Origin of the sequence: Saccharopolyspora erythraea (genome assembly GCF_018141105.1) — a bacterium.
Taxonomy (GTDB): domain Bacteria; phylum Actinomycetota; class Actinomycetes; order Mycobacteriales; family Pseudonocardiaceae; genus Saccharopolyspora_D; species Saccharopolyspora_D erythraea_A.
Genome location: NZ_CP054839.1, coordinates 7121711 through 7141433, shown reverse-complemented (window position 1 = coordinate 7141433; position 19723 = coordinate 7121711). Strand labels below are relative to the sequence as shown.

At 71.1% G+C, this 19723-nt stretch carries 17 protein-coding genes; 10 read left to right on the top strand and 7 right to left on the bottom strand.

From position 1 onward, the window contains the following. From HUO13_RS31915 to HUO13_RS31905, 3 genes are read left to right on the top strand one after another with little or no spacing between them, the layout of a single operon-like run. Nucleotides 1–1143: an acyl-CoA dehydrogenase family protein gene (locus HUO13_RS31915; protein ID WP_211898629.1), complete on the top strand. Its 1143-nt coding sequence runs from the start codon at nucleotides 1–3 to the stop codon at nucleotides 1141–1143. A gap of 41 nt (nucleotides 1144–1184) precedes the next feature. Then, nucleotides 1185–2345, top strand: coding sequence for an alkaline phosphatase family protein (locus HUO13_RS31910; protein WP_211898628.1), 1161 nt, complete (start codon nucleotides 1185–1187; stop codon nucleotides 2343–2345). A 3-nt stretch (nucleotides 2346–2348) separates the two neighbouring features. Further along, complete coding sequence (locus HUO13_RS31905; protein WP_211898627.1) at nucleotides 2349–3188, top strand: oxygenase MpaB family protein; 840 nt, start codon at nucleotides 2349–2351, stop codon at nucleotides 3186–3188. A 113-nt stretch (nucleotides 3189–3301) separates the two neighbouring features. Here the strand turns inward: HUO13_RS31905 and HUO13_RS31900 are convergent, their stop codons facing one another. The 5 genes from HUO13_RS31900 to HUO13_RS31880 all read right to left on the bottom strand — a co-directional run bounded on the left by HUO13_RS31900 (nucleotide 3302) and on the right by HUO13_RS31880 (nucleotide 6710). Then, nucleotides 3302–3886, bottom strand: a complete 585-nt coding sequence (locus HUO13_RS31900; protein WP_211898626.1) for a hypothetical protein — start codon at nucleotides 3884–3886, stop codon at nucleotides 3302–3304. Next, nucleotides 3880–4641, bottom strand: coding sequence for a hypothetical protein (locus tag HUO13_RS31895; RefSeq protein WP_211898625.1), 762 nt, complete (start codon nucleotides 4639–4641; stop codon nucleotides 3880–3882). The genes HUO13_RS31900 and HUO13_RS31895 overlap by 7 nt, the downstream gene beginning before the upstream one ends. 81 nt (nucleotides 4642–4722) lie before the next feature. Further along, nucleotides 4723–5919 (bottom strand): WXG100 family type VII secretion target, encoded by a 1197-nt coding sequence (locus HUO13_RS31890; RefSeq protein ID WP_211898624.1) that lies wholly within the window; start codon nucleotides 5917–5919, stop codon nucleotides 4723–4725. Continuing rightward, on the bottom strand, nucleotides 5916–6242 hold the full coding sequence (locus tag HUO13_RS31885) for a hypothetical protein (RefSeq protein WP_211898623.1): 327 nt from the start codon (nucleotides 6240–6242) through the stop codon (nucleotides 5916–5918). Before HUO13_RS31885 ends, HUO13_RS31890 begins: the two co-directional genes overlap by 4 nt. A gap of 12 nt (nucleotides 6243–6254) precedes the next feature. Beyond that, a complete protein-coding gene (locus HUO13_RS31880; protein ID WP_211898622.1) occupies nucleotides 6255–6710 on the bottom strand; it encodes a YbaB/EbfC family nucleoid-associated protein in 456 nt (151 codons plus the stop codon). A 282-nt stretch (nucleotides 6711–6992) separates the two neighbouring features. Between HUO13_RS31880 and HUO13_RS31875 the strand changes: the two genes are divergently transcribed. The 5 genes from HUO13_RS31875 to HUO13_RS31855 all read left to right on the top strand — a co-directional run bounded on the left by HUO13_RS31875 (nucleotide 6993) and on the right by HUO13_RS31855 (nucleotide 15322). Then, complete coding sequence (locus HUO13_RS31875; protein WP_211898621.1) at nucleotides 6993–8465, top strand: FAD-linked oxidase C-terminal domain-containing protein; 1473 nt, start codon at nucleotides 6993–6995, stop codon at nucleotides 8463–8465. Then, on the top strand, nucleotides 8465–9688 hold the full coding sequence (locus HUO13_RS31870; protein ID WP_211898620.1) for an FAD-binding oxidoreductase: 1224 nt from the start codon (nucleotides 8465–8467) through the stop codon (nucleotides 9686–9688). The genes HUO13_RS31875 and HUO13_RS31870 overlap by 1 nt, the downstream gene beginning before the upstream one ends. Continuing rightward, entirely contained in the window at nucleotides 9688–11013 is a 1326-nt protein-coding gene (locus HUO13_RS31865; protein WP_211898619.1) for a (Fe-S)-binding protein, read from the top strand. The genes HUO13_RS31870 and HUO13_RS31865 overlap by 1 nt, the downstream gene beginning before the upstream one ends. An 873-nt stretch (nucleotides 11014–11886) precedes the next feature. After that, nucleotides 11887–13101 (top strand): acetyl-CoA C-acetyltransferase, encoded by a 1215-nt coding sequence (locus HUO13_RS31860; RefSeq protein WP_211898618.1) that lies wholly within the window; start codon nucleotides 11887–11889, stop codon nucleotides 13099–13101. 7 nt (nucleotides 13102–13108) lie between these two features. After that, entirely contained in the window at nucleotides 13109–15322 is a 2214-nt protein-coding gene (locus tag HUO13_RS31855; RefSeq protein WP_211898617.1) for a 3-hydroxyacyl-CoA dehydrogenase NAD-binding domain-containing protein, read from the top strand. Between the two features lie 119 nt (nucleotides 15323–15441). On the opposite strand, the gene HUO13_RS31850 is transcribed toward HUO13_RS31855, so the two are convergent. Next, nucleotides 15442–16281, bottom strand: coding sequence for a hypothetical protein (locus tag HUO13_RS31850; RefSeq protein ID WP_249124226.1), 840 nt, complete (start codon nucleotides 16279–16281; stop codon nucleotides 15442–15444). 192 nt (nucleotides 16282–16473) lie between these two features. Continuing rightward, the gene (locus HUO13_RS31845) at nucleotides 16474–17103 is read right to left on the bottom strand and encodes a TetR/AcrR family transcriptional regulator (RefSeq protein WP_211898616.1); all 630 of its coding nucleotides are present in this window, start codon (nucleotides 17101–17103) and stop codon (nucleotides 16474–16476) included. Between the two features lie 85 nt (nucleotides 17104–17188). Between HUO13_RS31845 and HUO13_RS31840 the strand changes: the two genes are divergently transcribed. Both HUO13_RS31840 and HUO13_RS31835 read left to right on the top strand, forming a co-directional pair. Next, complete coding sequence (locus HUO13_RS31840; RefSeq protein ID WP_211898615.1) at nucleotides 17189–18697, top strand: flavin-containing monooxygenase; 1509 nt, start codon at nucleotides 17189–17191, stop codon at nucleotides 18695–18697. Nucleotides 18698–18812: 115 nt separating this feature from the next. Further along, on the top strand, nucleotides 18813–19712 hold the full coding sequence (locus HUO13_RS31835) for a DUF6319 family protein (protein WP_211898614.1): 900 nt from the start codon (nucleotides 18813–18815) through the stop codon (nucleotides 19710–19712). Nucleotides 19713–19723 lie beyond the last annotated feature (11 nt).

The window sequence follows — 19723 nt, the reverse complement described above, 5'->3', positions numbered from 1 at the left end:
ATGCGCAGGGAACTGTTCGAGGACGAACACGAGGCGTTCCGCGAGACCGTGCGGGCGTTCATCGCCAAGGAGCTCACCCCGCACGTGGCCGCGTGGGAGGAAGCCGGCGTCGTCAGCCGCGACGCGTGGCTGGCCGCCGGTGAGCAGGGACTGCTCGGCTTCTCCATCGACGAGGAGTACGGCGGTGGCGGCACCGAGGACTTCCGGTTCAACGTCGTCTTCGACGAGGAGCTGGTCGGCGCGGGCATCTCCGGCTTCGGCTCGCCGCTGCACGTCGACATCATCGCCCCGTACCTGACCAAGCTCGCCACCGACGAGCAGAAGCGGCGCTGGCTGCCCGGGTTCTGCGGCGGCGAGCTGATCACCGCCATCGCGATGACCGAGCCCGGCGCGGGCAGCGACCTGCAGGGCATCCGCACCACCGCCGTCCGCGATGGCGACGAGTACGTCCTCAACGGCCAGAAGACCTTCATCTCCAACGGCATCCTCGCCGACCTGGTGATCGTCGTGGCCCGCACCGACGCCGACGCCGGGCACGAGGGCATCAGCCTGCTGGTGGTCGAGCGCGGGATGGCGGGCTTCGAGCGGGGCCGCAACCTGGAGAAGATCGGCCAGAAGTCGCAGGACACCGCCGAGCTGTTCTTCAACGACGTCAGGGTGCCCGCCGCGAACCTCCTCGGCGAGGAGGGCAAGGGCTTCATCTACCTGATGCAGAACCTCCCGCAGGAGCGGCTGTCGATCGCGGTCGCGGCGGCGGCCTCGGCGGAGAAGGTCCTGGACGTCACCAAGGAGTACTGCCGCACCAGGACCGCGTTCGGGCGGCCGATCGGCAAGTTCCAGAACACCCGGTTCGAGCTGGCGGAGATGGCCACCGAGGTCCAGATCGGCCGGGTGTTCACCGACCGTTGCGTCAGCGACCACCTTCGCGGTGAACTTGGTGTCGAGCACGCCGCCATGGCCAAGTGGTGGCTCAGCGAGATGAACAAGCGCGTGGTGGACCGTTGCCTCCAGCTCCACGGCGGCTACGGATACATGCTGGAGTACCCGGTGGCCAAGGCGTTCCTGGACACCAGGATCCAGACCATCTACGGCGGCACGACCGAGATCATGAAGGAGATCGTGGGCAGGTCGATGGGGTTCTAGCCGGCCCCGCGGCCCCCGCGGCGGGCAGTGGAGGTGCTCCCGTGGACTGGATCGTCGCTCCCGACCACGACGGTCGCGCTCTCCCCGACGTCCTGCCGTCGCTGCTCGCCGCGATGGGCACTCCCGGGTTCACCGACACCGTCGGTTTCCCGGCGTGCCGCAACGCGGCGGTGCTCCTGGTCGACGGGCTCGGGTGGGACCTGCTGCGAACCCACGCCGCCGACGCGCCGTTCCTGGCGTCGCTGGCGACCGGGGCCCCGGTCAAGGTCGGCTTCCCGACGACGACCGCCACCAGCATCACCTCGCTGGGCACCGGCAGCGCGGCCGGCGAGCACGGCGTCGTCGGCTACACCTTCGCCGAGCCGTCGGGCGGGTTGCTGCACCCGCTGTCCTGGGGCACCCACAGCAGCCCGAACGCCTCGGCGTCCCGGCGCAGCCTGCTGCACGACTGGCCGCCGGAGAGCGCCCAGCCGCGCGCGACCGTGCTGGAGCGGGCGGTCGAGGCCGGGGTGGACGTGCGGATCGCGGTGCCCAGGGAGTTCAAGGGCACCGGGCTGACGCGCGCCGCGCTGCGCGGCGGCGAGTTCCGCGGCGTGGGCGCCATGGGCGATCTGGCCGCCGAGCTGCTGACCGCGCTCGCCGCCCCGGGGCCCGCGCTCTGCTACGGCTACCACGGCCACCTCGACGGCCTCGGGCACGGCCACGGCCCCGGTTCGCTGCCGTGGCGCATGCAGCTCAGCCAGATCGACGCGCTGGTGGCGAACCTGGCCTCCAAGCTGCCGGACTCGGCGGTTTTGGCGGTCGTCGCCGACCACGGCATGGTCGCGGTGGACCCCGCGGACACGCTCGACGCCGACACCGAACCGGCGCTCCAGCACGGCGTTCGGCTGATCGGCGGTGAGGGCCGGGCGCGGCACGTCTACGCCGAGCCCGGCGCGGGCGACGACGTGCTCGCGGCGTGGCGGGAGGCGATCGGCCGCCGGGGCGTGGTCGTCACCGGCGAGCAGGCCATCGACGACGGCTGGTTCGGCCCGGTGATCAGCGGCCCGGTTCGTCCCCGGATCGGCGACGTGATCGCGGTGATGCGGGAGTCGGCGGTGGTGCGCTCCGCGGTCGAGCCGGCGGAGTCGTCACTGCGCGGCCAGCACGGCTCGCTGACGGCGGCCGAGCAGTACGTCCCGCTGCTGGTAGCCCAGGGGTGAGCCGTGGCGGAGGGGCTGTTCGGTCCGGACACGGTGACCTGGCACCTGCACGCTGATCCGGCGATGTGGGTCGCCGGGGTGTGCGGCCTCTACCTGCAGTCCCTGCATCCGAAGGCGGTCGCGGCCGTGGTGCAGAACTCCCGGTTCCGCGAGGACCCGCTCGGCAGGCTCCGGCGCACCGGCGACTTCGTCGGCGTCACGACCTACGGCACGCTCGAGGCCGCCGAGACCGCCGCCCGCCGGGTGCGGCAGGTGCACCGCAGGCTCAGCGCCGTCGACCCGCGCACTGGTGAGGACATCCGTCTCGACGACCCCGACCTGCTGCTGTGGGTGCACTGCGCGGAGGTGCACTCGTTCGCCGACGTGGTCGGCAGGGCCGGCCTGCCGCTGACCGGCGCCCAGGTCGACCGCTACTTCGACGAGCAGCGCAGGGTCGCGGCGCTGGTCGGGCTCGATCCCGAGGCGGTGCCCGGGTCCCGCCGCGAGATGGCCGACTACTTCGCCCGCGTGCGTCCCGAACTGTCGCGCACCGAGGACTCCGAGGTCGTGTACCGGTTCCTGCACCTGCCGTTCGACCAGTGGTGGCTGCTCGGCGTCGATCTCGGCTACCTGCCGCTGGGTCACCTGGCGTACTCGACGCAACCGCGATGGGCGCACGAGGTGCACGGCCATCCCGCCTACCCCCGGCTGGTCACCGCGGCGGGGTTGTTCTCGTTCCGCACCGCGGCGCTGGCGCTGCCACCGGCGGTGCGCTGGCGGTATCCGACCGGGCACGTCTACCGGGCCGTCGAGCGGCTCGGCGCCGGCGCCTTCCCGTCCCCGGCGGCCCTCGCGCGGCTCTAGGCTCCGGAATTCGTCAGTTTCGCGGCGCCAGAAGGTGGCTGAGGTTCCGCCAGGCGACCCACTGCGCAATCCACATCTGGAATGCGTCCGAGTGCCCGCCCTCGGTGACGGCTCTACTGCCGCAGCAGGAGCGTCGAGCCGTCGGCGAAGTCGACCCGGGCGAACGCGGCGCCGGCGAAGGTGCGCCCGAGCAGTTCGTCCCGGACCCCGCGCACCGCGTCGGGAGGGCACTGCCACCAGGTGATCAGGGAGGTGCCGAGCCCCGGCAGCGGTGCGGGCGGCGGGAGCTGCTCGGGCGGCAGGTCGGTGAACCGCGCCGGGATCACCACCGCGGTCCGGTGCGTGGTGGCGACCAGCCAGGCGTAGCCGTTGCCCGCCGCGAGCACGTCGGCGGCCCGCACGGCGAGCTGGTCGCCGGAGGAGGCGGTGGCCCAACCGCGGACTCCGCGGTCGTGCACCCACTCGTCACCGGCGAACTCCCCGCGCTGGAGGAGTTCGGACGGCTTGAGGTAGTCCTCCTGGACTTCCCGGACGCACTTCGGCACCGGGTTCAGCGGCTCGTGCGGAACCGCGTCGCGACCGGCGACCGTCGACGCCAGGTAGCCGGGTCGGCGCTCGAAGATGCGGTGGAACCGCTCGCCGGGCTGCAGCCAGCCGTACTCGGCGACCTTCGCGACGTCGTGGGGCAGCGCTACCAACGGTTGCTCCTCGGTGTGTCGCGCACCAGGCCGAGCACGCGTTCGCCCGCGACGTTGCCCGGTACTTCCAGATCCAGGTGCGACTGGTCGGTGAACGTGATCCGCAGGTAGTTCGCGCCGCGGTTGTCCTCGTCGTAGCCGGCTCCGCGGAAGTCGCGCCGAACGATGTCGTAGCCGGTGATCTGCTCGGGGCCGACCGACGCCCGCTCGACGACGCGCGGTGTCCGGGTCTGGCCCTGCTGGTCCAGGTACCGGCCCCGGTTGTTGATGGTGGACATCATGGTGCCCGCGAAGTCCTCGACCAGCCTGCCGACCGGCCCGGCGGCGGTCCTGACCTTCTCGAACCCCTTGTCCCACCAGTCCTTGGAGCTCTCCGGGATCTCGGCGAGCTCCAGCAGCGCCAGCCTGCCCGGCGTCGCGACCAGGATCCCCGGGTGGTCGCCGGCGGGACTTTCACCGGTGGTGCCGGAGAGCCGGACCGCGACGGCATCGGTGCGCCGCGCCGTCACCACGGCCGACGGCCGGTAGCGCTCGTCGGCCTGCTCCTCGTAGGAGTTGATGAGCGCGCCGACGCGCATCGGCAGCGCACCGACCTGGAAGGCGGCGCGGGTCAGCAGACCTCTTGTCGGTCTGCCGTGTTCGTCCAGCCCGGCCACCTCGAAGAGCGGGATGTGGAACGGATCCGGGCAGGCCCACGAGATGGGCTCACCCGGTGCGCACCACTGCTCGCGGGCGCTGAGGAGAAGCTGTTCCATGTCCTGGGCCGCCTGCCCTTTCCACGCCGGGAACGTCCGGAGCCCGACTCTACTGGTGCCCGGTTCGGCCGGACGCCCTGATCAGGAGAACCCCTTTTCCTGGGCAGATTGGCGCTGTTCCGGCGTGAGCTCACCGTTGAGCTGCTGGTCCGCCTGGTCGTACATCTCCTTGGGGATCCTCTTGACCGCCTGTCCCTCGGCGGTATCCAAGGCACCAGCGGCTATGGCACCGCCGGTGCTGGGACTGCCGCCGAGGACCGTACCGAGGCCCTTGCCCGCGAGATTCGCCGCGAGGGCTTCCTCGCCCGTCTTGTGCAGGCCCTGGCCCTTCATGAACACGTTGCTGGTCTTGGAGGTGGCGAAACTCAGCGGGTTGCCCGCCGCGTCCAGAACGGGGTTGCCGTCGGGGTCGACCACCCTCTCGGTCTTGCTCTTGGAGATGCCGCGGGTGAGCAGCTTGCCGAGCATGCCGCTCTCCCGGATCTTGTTCAGCAGTTCTTCCAGCTTCTTGAGCCACTTGTAGAGCTGTGCCTGGATCTTGGCGACCTGGGCGGCGATGCGGCCACCGGTGATCCCGACCGAGGCGGTCGTGGTCGCGCCGGCGGCGCCGACCGAGGCGCCCGCGGTGATCCAGGAGGCCGCGAGCGCCGCGAGCCACTGGATGATCAGGCTGAGGATCAGCTCGGTCAGGATGTTGATGACCAGCTCCACGAACATGTCGAACATCTCCGCGATGCCGTCCAGGGTGTCCTTGAGCCCCCGGACGTCGTCGGCCAGCGCTTTCACGCCGTCGCCGAACTCGGTCATCTGCTTGCGGAAGGCGTCGCCGTCCTTGCCGACCCAGGTGGAGGCGGTGGCCTCGGCGCGCTTGGGCTCCTGCTCCCCGACCTCGTCGAGCCACTTCGCGACCTGCTCCCAGCCCTTGCCCGTGGCGCGCATCTGCTCGGGGTCGCCGACGGCCTGCTCGGCGATCTCGATGAGCGGGGTCATCACGATCGAGACCAGGAATCCCAGCCCGTTGTCGAGCAGCGCCTGACCCGGGTTCTGCAGCAGGTCCATCTGCTCCTGGCGGGCCGAGATCAGCGCGGAAGTCCACTCGGGCGCGGCGGAGCCGTCGGCGAGGCTGCCCCCGTCGGTGCCCGCCGCCGCGTCGCGCACACCGTAGGCGGCGTTGGCGGGGCCCACCCCGCGGGAGACGGTCTGCTCCGCCCAGTTCTTGCGGGTGCTGTCGCCCTGGTTGAGCTCGGTGAAGGTGCCTGGCCCAGTCGGGGTGCTCATCCGCCGAGCTCCTTTCCGATCTTGGCGAGCGCCTCGCCGATCTGCCGGTCGTTCTCGTCGTGGTCCTTGGCGGTCTCGTCGAGAGCCTGCTTGACGCCGGTCAGGAACTCCTTGGCCTTGCCCACCATCTCCTGTGCCGCCTGCAGCGACTCGAAGTACTTGTCGCTGATGCCCACGGCGTTGCCGATCGGACCGAAGCACTGGTCGTCGGTCCTGGCCTGCTCCAGCAGCTGGGCGAGTTGCCCGAACTTGTCGGCGAGGCTCCGGCTGCCCGCGCCGTGCGCGGAGAGCGTCTCGGAGTTCACCTGCATGTTGCCGCCCATGTTCGCCTCCGGTCAGCGCAGGAACGACTCGTTGCCGAAGTCGTCGTCATCGTCGGTGTCAGTGGCGCGGCCGTGGCCGTTGCCCTGCGGGGCCGCGCCGGGGCTCACCGCGTCGGGCCCCAGGGGGCGCGCGGCGTTGGCGTTGAACGCCTCCTGGAACTGGTCGAACTGCTCGCCAAGCACCGGGGCGACGGTCTCGTTGAGCTGGTCGGCGGCGTTCTGGGTGGCTTCGCGGATCGCGGCCAAGATCGCCTGCTGGAGGTCGGTGTGCGACTGGCGGACGGCGTTGGGGGAAAGCCGGAGGTCCAGGACCGCTCCGGAGGGGGCGACCGTGACCGTCACCGCACCGTCCGGGCTCGCGGCTGTGCCGTGCATGTCCTGGATCGCGGACTTCAGCTGCGCGGCCTTCTGGACCTGTTCCTCGAACTGCCGCAGCGTCTGCTGGATGCGTTCGGATGCGTCAGTCATGCACTTCCTCTGGTGTTTCCGGCACGGCGCCCGGGATTCGGCGGCGAACGGGATGAACCTGACTTACGGACCAATCGACGCGGGGCGGGACCGACTGGATCCGCAGTGTGACGGGGGACACAATTGATGGCCGGGGGTGGATGGTCGCCAGCCGGGGCGGGCCTGCCTTCTCGGTCGCGTCTTGTCGACCCCTTGTATCTATGTTGCCGACAACCTAGGGTCGGCTCTAGTGGAACGGTGATTCCGCGAAGCGGAATGTCATTTCGGCAAGGAGGCCGGAACATGCAGTCGACCGCCACCGGAGTTCTCGACTCGGCCCTGCGCCGGTTTCGCGAGGTGCTCCCGCCGAACGGCGTCATCACCGATCCGCAGCGCCTGCGGACCTACGAGTGCGACGGCCTGGCCAGCTACCGTGCCGTGCCCGCCGTGGTCGTGCTCCCGGAGAACCAGGAGCAGATCCAGCAGGTGGTGCGGATCTGCGCCGAGCACCGGATCCCCTTCGTCGCCCGCGGATCGGGCACCGGCCTGTCCGGCGGTGCTCTCCCGCACTCCGACGGCGTGCTGATCGTGACCGCGAAGATGCGCCGGATCCTGGAGATCGACGTCGACAACGAACGCGCCGTGGTCGAGCCGGGCGTGATCAACCTCGACGTCACCAAGGCCGCCGCGCCGCACGGCTACTACTTCGCTCCCGACCCCTCGAGCCAGCAGGTGTGCTCGGTGGGCGGCAACGTCGCGGAGAACTCCGGCGGCGCGCACTGCCTGAAGTACGGGTTCACCACGCACCACATCCTCGGGCTGGAGGTCATCACGCCCGACGGCGAGATCGTCCAGCTCGGCGGCGCGCGCGAGGCGCCCGGCTACGACCTGCTCGGCGCGTTCATCGGCAGCGAGGGCACGCTCGGCATCGTCACCAAGATCACCGTGCGGTTGCTGCGCAAACCCGAGGCGGTGCAGACCCTGCTCGCCGGCTTCCCCTCCACCGACGAGGCGGGGGCGGCGGTCTCGGCGATCATCGCCGCCGGGGTCACGCCCGCCGCGATCGAGATGATGGACGCGCTGGCCATCGAGGCGGCCGAGCAGGCCGTGCAGTGCGGCTATCCGGAAGGGGCTGGCGCGGTGCTGGTGGTCGAGCTCGACGGCCCGGCCGCCGAGGTCGAGTACACCTTCGCCGAGGTCGAGCGCTACTGCGGCGAGCACTGCGCCTTCGAGATCCGGGTCGCCGCCGACGACGCCGAGCGGGCGATGATCTGGAAGGGGCGCAAGTCCGCCTTCGCCGCCGTGGGCCGGATCAGCCCCGACTACATCGTGCAGGACGGCGTGATCCCCAGGACCGCGCTGCCCGAGGTGCTGGGCCGCATCGCCCGCCTGTCGGCCGAGTCCGGAGTGCGGGTGGCCAACGTCTTCCACGCCGGCGACGGCAACCTGCACCCGCTGGTGCTGTTCGACGACTCCGAGCCCGGCGCGGCCGAACGCGCCGAGGAGGTCTCCGGCGCGATCCTCGACCTGTGCATCGAGTACGGCGGCTCGATCACCGGCGAGCACGGCGTCGGCGCGGACAAGGTCAAGTACATGGGCCGGATGTTCAACCCCGACGACCTGGACACCATGCAGCGCGTGCGCTGCGCCTTCGACCCGGTGGGCATCTGCAACCCGGGCAAGGTCTTCCCGACTCCCAGGCTGTGCGGCGAGGTCCCCGGACCGCGCCGCGGCGTACATCCACTGACCGAGGCCGGATTGGCGGACCAGTTCTGATGGCCATGAGCGAGGCGCGGCGAGCGCTCGAGGAAGCGGTGCGCGACGTCCGCGACGCCGGGGAGCACGACGCGGTCGACGGCGTCCGTCCACAGTGGGTGGCCGCTGTGGACGGTACGGAGTCGGCCGCGGCGGCGATGCGGGTCGCGGCCGAGCACGGTCTGCACGTGGTGCCCAGGGGTTCGGGCAGCAAGCTCGACTGGGGCGGACCGCCCCACGAGGTGGACCTCGTGCTGGACCTCTCCGGCGCGAACGAGGTCGTCGAGCACGCCGCGGGCGACCTGGTGGTGCACGCCATGGCGGGAACACCGCTGGCCGACGTGCAGCGGGTGGTCGGCTCGGCGGGGCAGAAGCTGCCCATCGACCAGCCGCTGCCGACGGCGACCGTCGGCGGGGTCATCGCGACCGCGACGTCCGGTCCGTGCCGCCACCTCTTCGGCGGGGTGCGCGACCTGCTGATCGGCATCACCGTCGTGCGCCCGGACGGCGTGGTGGCCATCTCCGGCGGCAAGGTCGTCAAGAACGTCGCGGGCTACGACCTCGGCAAGCTCTACACCGGTTCGTTCGGAAGCCTGGGCGTGATCACCGAAGCGGTGTTCCGGCTGCACCCGCTGGCCGCCGAGCACCGGTGGATCCAGGTCGAGACCGACGACCCGCGGTCCGCGGCCGAGGCGGTCGACCGCATCCGGCACTCGCAGGCGATGCCCACCGCCATCGAGGTCGACCGTGCCGCACCCGGCGGCCGGATCGAGGTGGTGGCCGAGATCGAGGGGCGCCCGAAGGCGACGCACGAGCGCGCCCTGGAACTGGCCGATGCCGTCGGTGGCAGCGTGCTGGAGCACGCGCCGTCGTGGTGGGGCCGCTACCCGTTCGACCCGGCCGACGGCATCGGCATCCGCGTCGGCGTCGAGCCGAAGGCACTGGGCGCTCTGCTGTCGGTGCGGCCGGACATCGACGTGGCCGTACGCGGCGCGGCAGGCATCGGCGTGCTGCACGCAGGTCTGCCCGGCGACGCCGACCCCGCCGCGGTCGCCGACCTCGTCGGCCTGCTGCGTGAACGCTGCGACTACGCGGTGCTGACGCGGTCGCCGCGCGCGGTCCGGGAGAAGGTCGACCCGTGGGGTCAGGTCGCTCCCGGCGTCATGGCGCTGATGCGCCGCACCAAGGACCAGTTCGACCCGGAGCACCGGCTCGCCCCCGGCCGGTTCGTTGGAGGGATCTGATGACCGACAGCGCGTTCGACGCACTGCACCCGCCGCAGCGCGAGCTCATCGACGACTGCGTGCACTGCGGTTTCTGCCTGCCGTCGTGCCCGACCTACGAGCTGTGGGGCGAGGAGATGGACTCGCCGCGCGGCCGCATCTACCTGATGAAGGAAGGGCTCGAGGGCGAGCCGATGAGCGACAGCATGGTCGGGCACTTCGACGCCTGCCTGGGCTGCATGGCGTGCGTGACCTCCTGCCCGTCCGGTGTCCAGTACGGCACCCTGATCACCGAGACCAGGGCGCAGGTCGAGCGCAGGCACGAGCGCGGGCGCTGGGAGAAGCTGCTGCGCGCCGGGATCTTCGCGCTGTTCCCGTACCCGCGGCGCCTGCGCGCGATGCGCGGTCCGCTCGCGCTGTACCAGAAGACGGGTTTGAGCAAGCTGGTCAAGCGCTCCGGGCTGCTGGAGAAGATGCCGGCGTCGTTGCGGGTGATGGAGTCGCTGGCGCCGCCGATCAGCCGCGCGCCCAAGCTCGGCCACCGCGTCCCGGCGAAGGGGAAGCGGCGGGCGACGGTCGGGATGATCACCGGATGCGTGCAGAGCGCGTTCTTCCCCGACGTCAACGCCGCGACGGCGCGGGTGCTCTCCGCCGAGGGCTGCGACGTCGTGATTCCGCGCTCGCAGGGCTGCTGCGGCGCGCTGAGCGAGCACAGCGGCCGTGAGGAGGAGGCGATCCGGTTCGCCCGGAACCTGCTGGACACCTTCGAGGACGCCGGCGTCGAGTACGTCGTGATCAACTCGGCGGGCTGCGGCTCGACGCTCAAGGAGTACCCGCGGCTGCTGCGGGACGACCCCGAGTACGCCGAGAAGGCCGAGCGGTTCTCGGCGCGGGTGCGCGACATCGCGGAGCTGCTCGTCGAGCTGGGGCCGGTGGCCGAGCGCCACCCGCTGCCCGTGCGCGCCGCCTACCACGACGCCTGCCACCTGGCCCACGGCCAGGGCATCCGCTCGCAGCCGAGGGAGCTGCTGCACGGCATCCCGGGCATGGAGGTCGGCGAGATCAACCGCGGCGAGCTGTGCTGCGGCTCGGCCGGGGTCTACAACATCCTCCAGCCAGAGGCGGCGATGGATCTCGGCGACCGCAAGGCCGAGAACGTGCTCGACACCGGTGCCGACCTCCTGGTCAGCGCGAACCCGGGCTGCGCCATGCAGATCCGCACCGCCCTGGAGCGCCGGGGCTCGAAGCTGGCGATGGCCCACACCGTGGAGGTCCTCGACGCGTCGATCCGCGGTCTCGGCGCCGAGGCCCTGCTGGGCGACGCGGAGCGGAAGCCGACGGGCTGACCACGACGTGCGGCCTCGGCGGGCGGATGCGCCGCATCCGCCCGCCGAGGTGTTTTTTTGGGCCGCGGAGACCGGGCTTACCGGGACGGGAGGAACGACCGTTCTGAACGCAGCTGCGCCGCCAAGTCGCTGGCGCGGACTTCTTGAGCCCACCTGGGGTGCAGAAGGTCTAGCTCCTCTCGGATGAGGCCGAGCAGTCGCCACCTCCCGGATGGCAAAACGTGATGTCGCCGTGGATGCAGCCGCCGACCTGTACGACGTTTCCTCCCCGTACGACGTGATTTTGCGTACCTGGTCGTTGGCTGGGGCACCCTCGCCCGTCACGAACGACGTGGCCTGCGTCCATCTGTTGGTGGTCACACCCGCAACCCGGGCGAGCAACCACAGAACCGGGTCTGTGGCGGAGCCTGTCGACGACGAGAGCTGCGGCGGCCGAACCCAGTTTGACAAAGAAGGCAATCAGCCCGGCCACCAGAGCTAACGCTGCCCCATAGAGGAGAATTCTGCCCGTATTTTGGGCAGCCTCAGCCGCGTGCCCTTCCGCAGAAAGGATGCATGCGGCTCAATTCATACGGGGTCAATTCGCGCTTCGCCTATTCTTCCGCCAATTCAGTTGCCTTCGTCGAGAGCTTCGATCTTACCGCGCTCCGCGTGCGTTGCGCGCGGCTTGGTGGACACCCGCGTCGTCCCGGTGGTGCCGGCCGTCGTCCCGCTGGCGCTGGCCGTCGAGCCGGGGGAGTTCGTGGGTGGCCGCTCGGACCGGCCACGCCGCCAACCGCGCGAAACGCCCGAAGCGACCTCTCCATTGACTGTGACAGTAACGGTGTCACACTCTGGGTGGAGTACCTGCCGCAACGAGGAGGCACGCCGCCCATGTCCGAGGCGTTCGTCTACGACGCGATCCGCACGCCACGCGGTCGCGGCAAGAAAACCGGTTCGCTGCACGGCACCAAGCCGATCAGCCTGGTCACAGGGCTGATCGACGCGCTGCGCGAGCGCCATCCCGGCCTCGACCCCGCGCTGATCGACGACGTCGTGCTCGGCGTCGTCTCGCCGATCGGCGACCAGGGCGGGGACATCGCCAAGACCGCAGCGCTGGCCGCCGGACTGCCGGAGACGGTCAGCGGCGTGCAGCTCAACCGGTTCTGCGCCTCCGGTCTGGAGGCGGTCAACATCGCCGCCCAGAAGGTCCGCTCCGGCTGGGAGGACGCCGTGCTCGCCGGCGGCGTCGAGTCGATGTCGCGGGTGCCGATCGGCTCCGACGGCGGCGCGTGGGCGATGGACCCCGAGACCAACCTCGACACGTCCTTCGTCCCGCAGGGCATCGGCGCCGACCTCATCGCCACCCTGGAGGGCTTCGACCGCGGCACCGTCGACGCCTACGCCGCCGAGTCCCAGGACCGCGCCGCCAAGGCGTGGGCCGACAACCGCTTCGGCCGCTCCGTGGTCCCGGTCGTCGACCGCAACGGCCAGCCGGTCCTCGACCGCGACGAGCACATCCGGCCCGGCACCACCGCCGAGAGCCTCGGCGGGCTCCAGCCGTCCTTCGCGATGATGGGCGAGCACGGCGGCTTCGACGCCGTCGCGCAGCAGAAGTACCACTGGGTCGAGCGCATCGACCACGTGCACACCGCGGGCAACTCGTCGGGCATCGTCGACGGCGCGGCGCTGGCCCTGATCGGCAGCGAGGCCCTCGGCGAGCGCACCGGGCTGCGCCCGCGCGCCCGCATCGTGTCCGCCGCGCTCAGCGGCGCGGACCCGACGATCATGCTCACCGGCCCCGGCCCGGCCGTCCGCAAGGCGCTGGCCAAGGCGGACATGGCCATCGGCCAGATCGACCTGGTCGAGATCAACGAGGCGTTCGCCGCGGTCCCGCTGAAGTTCATGAAGGACTTCGGCGTGCCGCACGAGAAGGTCAACGTCAACGGCGGCGCGATCGCGATGGGTCACCCGCTGGGCGCCACCGGGGCGATGATCCTGGGCACCCTCATCGACGAACTGGAACGCCGCGGCGAGCGCTTCGGGCTCGCCACGCTGTGCATCGGCGGCGGCATGGGAATCGCGACCATCGTGGAACGGATCGGCTGAGGCAGACATGAGCGAGCAGAGCACCATCCGCTGGACCGAGGAAGACGGCGTCGTCGTGCTGACCCTGGACGACCCGCAGCAGCAGGCCAACACGATGAACGAGCGCTACGTGCGTTCGATGGAGGAGACCCTCCAGCGACTGGAGGACGAGCGGGACCGCATCACCGGGGTCGTGCTCACCTCGGCCAAGAGCACCTTCTTCGCCGGCGGCGACCTGCGCGACCTGATCCGCGCCAGGCCCGGCAACGTCGAGCAGATCACCGAGACGAGCCGGGCGGTCAAGCGCCAGCTGCGCAGGCTGGAGACACTCGGCGTCCCGGTCGTGGCCGCCCTCAACGGCACCGCGCTCGGCGGCGGCCTGGAGATCGCGCTGGGCTGCCACCACCGCATCGCGCTCGACGACGCCAAGTCGCGGTTCGGCTTCCCCGAGGTCACTCTCGGCCTGCTGCCCGGCGCGGGCGGCGTGGTCCGCACGGTCCGGCTGATCGGCATCGCCGACGCGCTGGTGCACGTGCTGACCCAGGGTCAGCGGCTGCGCCCGGAGCGGGCCAAGGAGCTCGGCCTGGTCGACGAGCTGGTCGACACCCCCGAGGAGCTGCTGACCGCGGCCAAGGAGTGGATCAAGGCCAACCCGGGGGCGGACCAGCCCTGGGACCGCAAGGGCTACAAGATCCCGGGCGGGACGCCGTCGACGCCGAGCTTCGCGGCGAACCTGCCCGCGTTCCCGGCGAACCTGCGCAAGCAGCTCAAGGGCGCGCCCTACCCGGCGCCGCGCAACATCCTCTGCGCGGCGGTCGAGGGAGCCCAGGTCGACGTGGACACCGCGTTCGAGATCGAGGGCCGCTACTTCGTCGAGCTGGTCTGCGGCCAGACCGCCAAGAACATGAGCAAGGCGTTCTTCTTCGACCTCCAGCACGTCAACTCCGGCGGCAGCCGCCCGGACGGCGTCGAGCAGTGGCAGGCGAAGAAGGTCGCGGTGCTCGGCGGCGGCATGATGGGCGCGGGCATCGCCCACGTCTGCGCCAAGGCCGGGATGCAGGTCGTCATCAAGGACGTCTCGGTGGAGGCCGCCGAGAAGGGCAAGTCGTACTCGAAGGCGGTGCTGGACAAGGCCATCGCGAAGGGCCGTTCCACCGAGGGCAAGCGTGACGAGGTCCTGGCGCGGATCACCGCGACCGACAAGGCCGCGGACCTGGCGGGTGCCGACCTGGTGATCGAGGCGGTATTCGAAAACACCAAGCTCAAGCACCAGGTCTACGCCGAGATCGAGGACGTCATCGACCCGGATGCGCTGATCTGCTCCAACACGTCCACGCTGCCGATCACCACGCTGGCCGAGGGGGTGCGCCGCCGCGAGGACTTCATCGGACTGCACTTCTTCTCACCGGTCGAAAAGATGCCGCTGGTGGAGATCATCCGCGGGGAGCAGACCAGCGACCGCGCGCTGGCGCGTGCCTTCGACGTCGTGCGCCAGATCAGCAAGACGCCGATCGTGGTCAACGACAGCCGCGGTTTCTTCACCAGCCGCGTCATCGGCACTTTCCTCAACGAGGGCGTGGCGATGCTCGCCGAGGGCGTGCACCCGGCCTCGGTCGAGCAGGCCTCCGCGCAGGCCGGCTTCCCGGCGCCGGTGCTCCAGCTCTTCGACGAGCTGACCCTGACGCTGCCGCGCCGGATCAGGGACGAGACCAAGCGCGCGGTCGAGGCCCAGGGCGGCACCTGGACCCCGCACCCCGCCGACGCGGTGCTGGACCGGATGGTCGAGGAGTTCGACCGCAAGGGCCGCTCCGGCGGAGCCGGCTTCTACGAGTACGCCGACGGCAAGCGCACCCGGCTGTGGCCGGGGCTGCTCGAGCACTTCGGCACCGGCGCCGATCCGTCCGGTGTGGACCTCGTCGACCTCCGGGAGCGGATGCTGTTCATCGAGGCGCTGGAGACGGTGCGCTGCCTCGACGAGGGCGTGCTGCTGTCGGTGCCCGACGCCAACATCGGTTCGATCATGGGCATCGGTTTCCCGGCCTGGACCGGCGGCGTCGTGCAGTACATGAACGGCTATCCGGGCGGCTTGGCCGGTTTCGTCGCGCGGTCGCGGGAGCTGGCCGCCCGCTACGGCGAGCGCTTCGAGCCCCCGGCGTCGCTGGCGCGTCGCGCGGAGGCCGGTGAGCCGTTCGAGCTGGGCGAGCCCGACGCCGGCATCGTGGCCGCCGCGGCGGCCACCTGACGCGGTCGGCCGGTGCCGGAGCGGCCTTGTGGTGGAGCCGCACCGGCACCGCCGAACGGCTGAAGGGCGCCGGACCTCGGTCCGGCGCCCTTCGGTTCTGCCGTTGAACCCCCCGCGCGCTACCGCGCGGGGGCGGCCAGGCCGGTGACCTGGGACGGGCTCTGCGGGAGTCCGGTGGCGACGTTGTGCGCCGAGCCCACCACCGCCTCCTCCAGCGTGCTGTCGAGCGAGGGCAGCGCGGGAGTCTGCCGCGGCGACGCTGGTGCGGCGGACGGAGGCACCGCGGGCGCGGGCGCTTGCGGCGCGGGCGCGATGCGCTGGTACGTCTTCGCCAAGGCGTTGCCGCGGCTGTCCACCTCGGTCAGCAGCGGGTCTACCGCCGGGGCCTTCCTGGCCAGGGACACCACGTCGCCGACCGGGATGGCCGGCGGGCGCAGGCCGTAGCCGTGCGCGGCGTCGAGCCGGGTGACGGTGTCGAGGGCGGAGACGCCTTCGTGGTCCGGCGGGCGGGGTGCGAGCTCGGCGTCGAACAGGACGCCGTCCGCGGTCTGCTTGTGGACCGGGCCGACGTTGTCCGGCCACAGCCCGAGCTGTGTCGTCGGACGGGTCCGGCCCAGGTCCTGGGCGCGGTGACTCGTGTTCTGCACGGCGTCGAGCGCGCGCTGGGCCTTGCCGAAGCTGACCAGCGGCCGCTCGACCCGCAGCGCGGGGGCGAGCTCGGAGCGGGTCTGCGCGAGATCGGCACCCGCCTGGTGGACCACGGTCGGGGCGACCACGCGGCCGACCGCGTCGAGGCACGTCTTCGTCGAGACGTCCTGCGGCTTGCAGCCGTCGATCGGGGCGGCGAGCTCCACCTGTTCGGGGATTCGCGTCAGCTCGGGGCCGGACGGCGGCACCGCCTGGCCGCCTTCGGCGACGGCGACTGCACCGCCGCCGACGGCCGTGACGCCGGCGGCCACGACGGCTGCCTGCAAGGTGCGCGTGCCCCAGGGGGACCGCGTGCTCCAAGGGGGCAAAGGACTTCTCCCTGGTTCGAGCGTTCGGGGGACGTGCCGGGGGGCACCGGGGCAGTGCACGACCGACACGCCCGCTATCGGAAGCCGCGTGGAGGCCCTTGACCTCGCCGCCCCCAGACCGCTCGAAGGGGTGACCTACGCCGCGGGCGGCCGCAGGCTCGGCAGCAGCAGCGTCATCAGGTGCCGCGTGGCGTCCTGCGGCGTGATCTCGGGGCGCCGCTCCCGCCACAGCGCCAGGCGTTCGCAGGCGCCGATGATCGCCTCGGCGAATGCCTCGAGCTGCAACGGCTCCAGGTCCGGCCGGGCGACCCGCATCAGGCTCGCTGTCAGCTCGGTCTGCTGGAGGCGGATCGACTCCAGCTCGGTGTGCACCGAGGAGCTGGGGACCGCCGACTCGTTGCGCAGCAACGCCCACGCCTGGGCGTGGTCCTCGCCGAACCGGAAGAAGGCGAGCAGGCAGTCGTGCAGCAGCTGCTCGGGCCCGACGGCCTTCTCGGCAGCCCGCATGGTCGACTCCAGCAGCTCGCGCTTTGCCTTCTCCAGGCACGCGAGCAGCAGGCCCTCCTTCGAGCCGAAGTACTCGTAGAGCATCGGTTTGGACAGCCCGACGCGCTGGGCGATGTCGTCCATCGACGTGTCCTGGTAGCCGTCGCCCGCGAACACCTCCTCGGCCACGGCGAGGATCTGCCGCTCGCGCTCGGCCCGGGGAAGGCGCTTGCGCCCGGCCGGGCGCGCGGATGAACCGACTGCCTGCTGCGTCTCCACGAATCCACCCTACCGGAGGTAACTTACTCGTAGTAGGCTACCGGTCGGTAGGCAGCGTGGCGGCGGCACGAACGAGGAGGCCCGCATGGCGAGGCGCAGGTCCAAGCCCCAGAGCACTTCGAACCCGGTGCACGACACCTCCGTCGTGATCGTCGGCACCGGGTTCTCCGGGCTCGGCACGGCGATCAAGCTCAAGCAGGCGGGCATCCACGACTTCGTCGTGCTGGAGAAGTCCGACGACCTCGGCGGGACGTGGCGCGACAACACCTACCCGGGGTGTGCCTGCGACGTGCCGTCGCTGATGTACTCCTTCTCCTTCGAGCAGAACCCCGACTGGTCCCGGTTCTTCGCCGGGCAGCAGGAGATCTCCGACTACCTCCAGCACTGCGCCGACAAGTACGGCGTGCGGGAGCACATCCACTACGGCGTCGAGTTCACCGGAGCCGAGTACGACGAGACGACCCGGACCTGGCGGGTCTCGACCAAGGCCGGCACCGAGTACGTGGGGCGGGCGCTGGTCTCCGGCGTCGGCGCGCTGCACATCCCGAGCTACCCGGACCTGCCCGGCGTGGAGGGCTTCGAGGGCGAGGTTTTCCACTCGGCGCAGTGGAACCACGACTACGACCTGGAGGGCAAGCGGGTCGCGGTGGTCGGCACCGGCGCCAGCGCCATCCAGTTCGTGCCCCAGATCGCGAAGGAGGTCGCGCAGCTTCACCTGTTCCAGCGCACGCCGCCGTGGATCCAGCCCAAGCCGGACCGGCCCATCTCCGAAGGCGTGCGCAAGTGGTTCCGGCGGTTACCGCTGGCCCAGCGCGTCGCGCGCGCGGCGGTCTACTGGCTGCTGGAAGCCCGGTCGCTGGTGGTCTTCAGTCCCCGGTTCGGACGGATCTCGGAGATGCTGTCCAAGCGCTACATCCGCCGGACCATCAAGGACCCCGAGCTGCGCAAGGTCGTCACCCCGGACTACTCCATCGGCTGCAAGCGGATCCTGCTCTCCAGCGACTACTACCCGGCGCTCAACCGGTCCAACGTGGACGTGCGGACCAGCGGGATCAAGGAGGTCCGCAAGCGCTCGGTGGTCACCGGCGACGGCGAGGAGCACGCGGTGGACGCCATCATCTACGGCACCGGGTTCCACGTGACCGACGCGTTCGACCACCTCGACATCGTCGGCCGGGAAGGCCGCAAGCTCCAGGACGCGTGGAAGGACGGGATGGAGGCCCACCTCGGCATCACCGTCTCCGGCTTCCCGAACCTGTTCTTCCTGCTCGGCCCGAACACCGGGCTCGGGCACAACTCGGTCGTGTTCATGATCGAGTCGCAGATCAACTACGTGCTGAGCTGCCTGCGGCCGATCTGCCGCGGGGACATCGGGCACATCGACGTCCGCCAGTCCGTCCAGGACGAGTTCAACCGCGAGATCCAGTCGAAGCTCTCGGGCGCGGTCTGGTCCGAGGGCGGCTGCCAGAGCTGGTACCTCGACGCCAACGGCATCAACCGCACCATCTGGCCCGGACCGACCTGGAAGTACTGGCTGCGCACCAGGAAGGCGGATCCGGCGGACTACGAGATCCAGGCCGCGGGGCGCCGTTGAGGCTTCGCACGGGCGTTCGATATAGTGCCGGTGTCACTGTCGAATCCGTCCCGGCCGGTGCGCGTCGCGCGGCACCCGGGCAAGACCGGGACATCCCGTTGAGCTAGGGGCACCGATGTCTCAGGCCCGTGCGCTGTCGTCCGACGAGGTCCGCGGTCTGCGGGAGCAGCTCGCCGCGGGCGAGACCCCCACGGTGTGGTTCACCCCGGCCGCGGTGGGCGTCCAGGAGGGGCGTTCCGGCAAGGTCGTCGCACTCGACGAGCCTGCCGAAGGCGACTTCATCCAGGTCCGTCCGGCAGGATCGAAGGACGTGCTGTCCTTCTCCGTCGGTGAGGTGACGATGGTCAAGCCACCGCGCAAGCGCTCGGACGACTCCACCGGGTCCCGGGGCCGGTCGCGCAGCGGCTCGGGTTCGGCTTCCGGCGCCGGGGCGGCGTCGGGTTCCGGCTCCGGGAAGGGTTCCGGTGCGGGTTCCGCTTCTGGCTCGGGTTCGGCGAAGGCTTCTGGCTCGGCGCCGGGCTCTGCTTCGGGCTCGACCGGCGCCGTGGCGAGCACCCCGGCGGCGTCCTCGCCGTCGGGCGGTGCTGCGTCCGGGCGGTCGTCGGCGGGTCAGGGCACCGCGGGTTCCGGCGCTTCGCGCACTTCCGGGGCAGGTTCCGGCGGCTCCGGTGGGGCTGGTTCGTCCGGCACCGCCGCGAAGCCGTCTTCGTCCGGCACCTCGAGCACCGGTGCGCGGCGCAAGCAGCGCCAGCCCACCGAGGCCACCGTGACGCTGACGGCCGACCAGGCGGGGCAGTGGAGCGTCGAGGTCAGCACCGGCAAGAAGCGGGTGCTGCGGCCGATGGCGGTGCCGGCCTCCGCCGTGGCGCAGGCGGCGAAGGCCCTGCACGACGAGGTCGCCGACGCGGTCGAGCCGCTGATCGACGCCGCGCGCGAACAGCAGCGTGCCCGCGTCGAACAGCTCCAGCAGGAGTTGGCCGACGCGCAGCGCATGCTCGACGAGCTGACCGATTAGGACGTGTTTCT

What these genes read in the sequence shown, in the direction of transcription:
- HUO13_RS31915 (WP_211898629.1), top strand. Translation starts at nt 1, where the DNA reads ATGCGCAGGGAACTGTTCGAGGACGAACACGAGGCGTTCCGCGAGACC.
- HUO13_RS31895 (WP_211898625.1), bottom strand. Translation starts at nt 4,641, where the DNA reads ATGGAACAGCTTCTCCTCAGCGCCCGCGAGCAGTGGTGCGCACCGGGT.
- HUO13_RS31890 (WP_211898624.1), bottom strand. Translation starts at nt 5,919, where the DNA reads ATGAGCACCCCGACTGGGCCAGGCACCTTCACCGAGCTCAACCAGGGC.
- HUO13_RS31885 (WP_211898623.1), bottom strand. Translation starts at nt 6,242, where the DNA reads ATGGGCGGCAACATGCAGGTGAACTCCGAGACGCTCTCCGCGCACGGC.
- HUO13_RS31880 (WP_211898622.1), bottom strand. Translation starts at nt 6,710, where the DNA reads ATGACTGACGCATCCGAACGCATCCAGCAGACGCTGCGGCAGTTCGAG.
- HUO13_RS31875 (WP_211898621.1), top strand. Translation starts at nt 6,993, where the DNA reads ATGCAGTCGACCGCCACCGGAGTTCTCGACTCGGCCCTGCGCCGGTTT.
- HUO13_RS31870 (WP_211898620.1), top strand. Translation starts at nt 8,465, where the DNA reads ATGGCCATGAGCGAGGCGCGGCGAGCGCTCGAGGAAGCGGTGCGCGAC.
- HUO13_RS31865 (WP_211898619.1), top strand. Translation starts at nt 9,688, where the DNA reads ATGACCGACAGCGCGTTCGACGCACTGCACCCGCCGCAGCGCGAGCTC.
- HUO13_RS31860 (WP_211898618.1), top strand. Translation starts at nt 11,887, where the DNA reads ATGTCCGAGGCGTTCGTCTACGACGCGATCCGCACGCCACGCGGTCGC.
- HUO13_RS31855 (WP_211898617.1), top strand. Translation starts at nt 13,109, where the DNA reads ATGAGCGAGCAGAGCACCATCCGCTGGACCGAGGAAGACGGCGTCGTC.
- HUO13_RS31840 (WP_211898615.1), top strand. Translation starts at nt 17,189, where the DNA reads ATGGCGAGGCGCAGGTCCAAGCCCCAGAGCACTTCGAACCCGGTGCAC.
- HUO13_RS31835 (WP_211898614.1), top strand. Translation starts at nt 18,813, where the DNA reads ATGTCTCAGGCCCGTGCGCTGTCGTCCGACGAGGTCCGCGGTCTGCGG.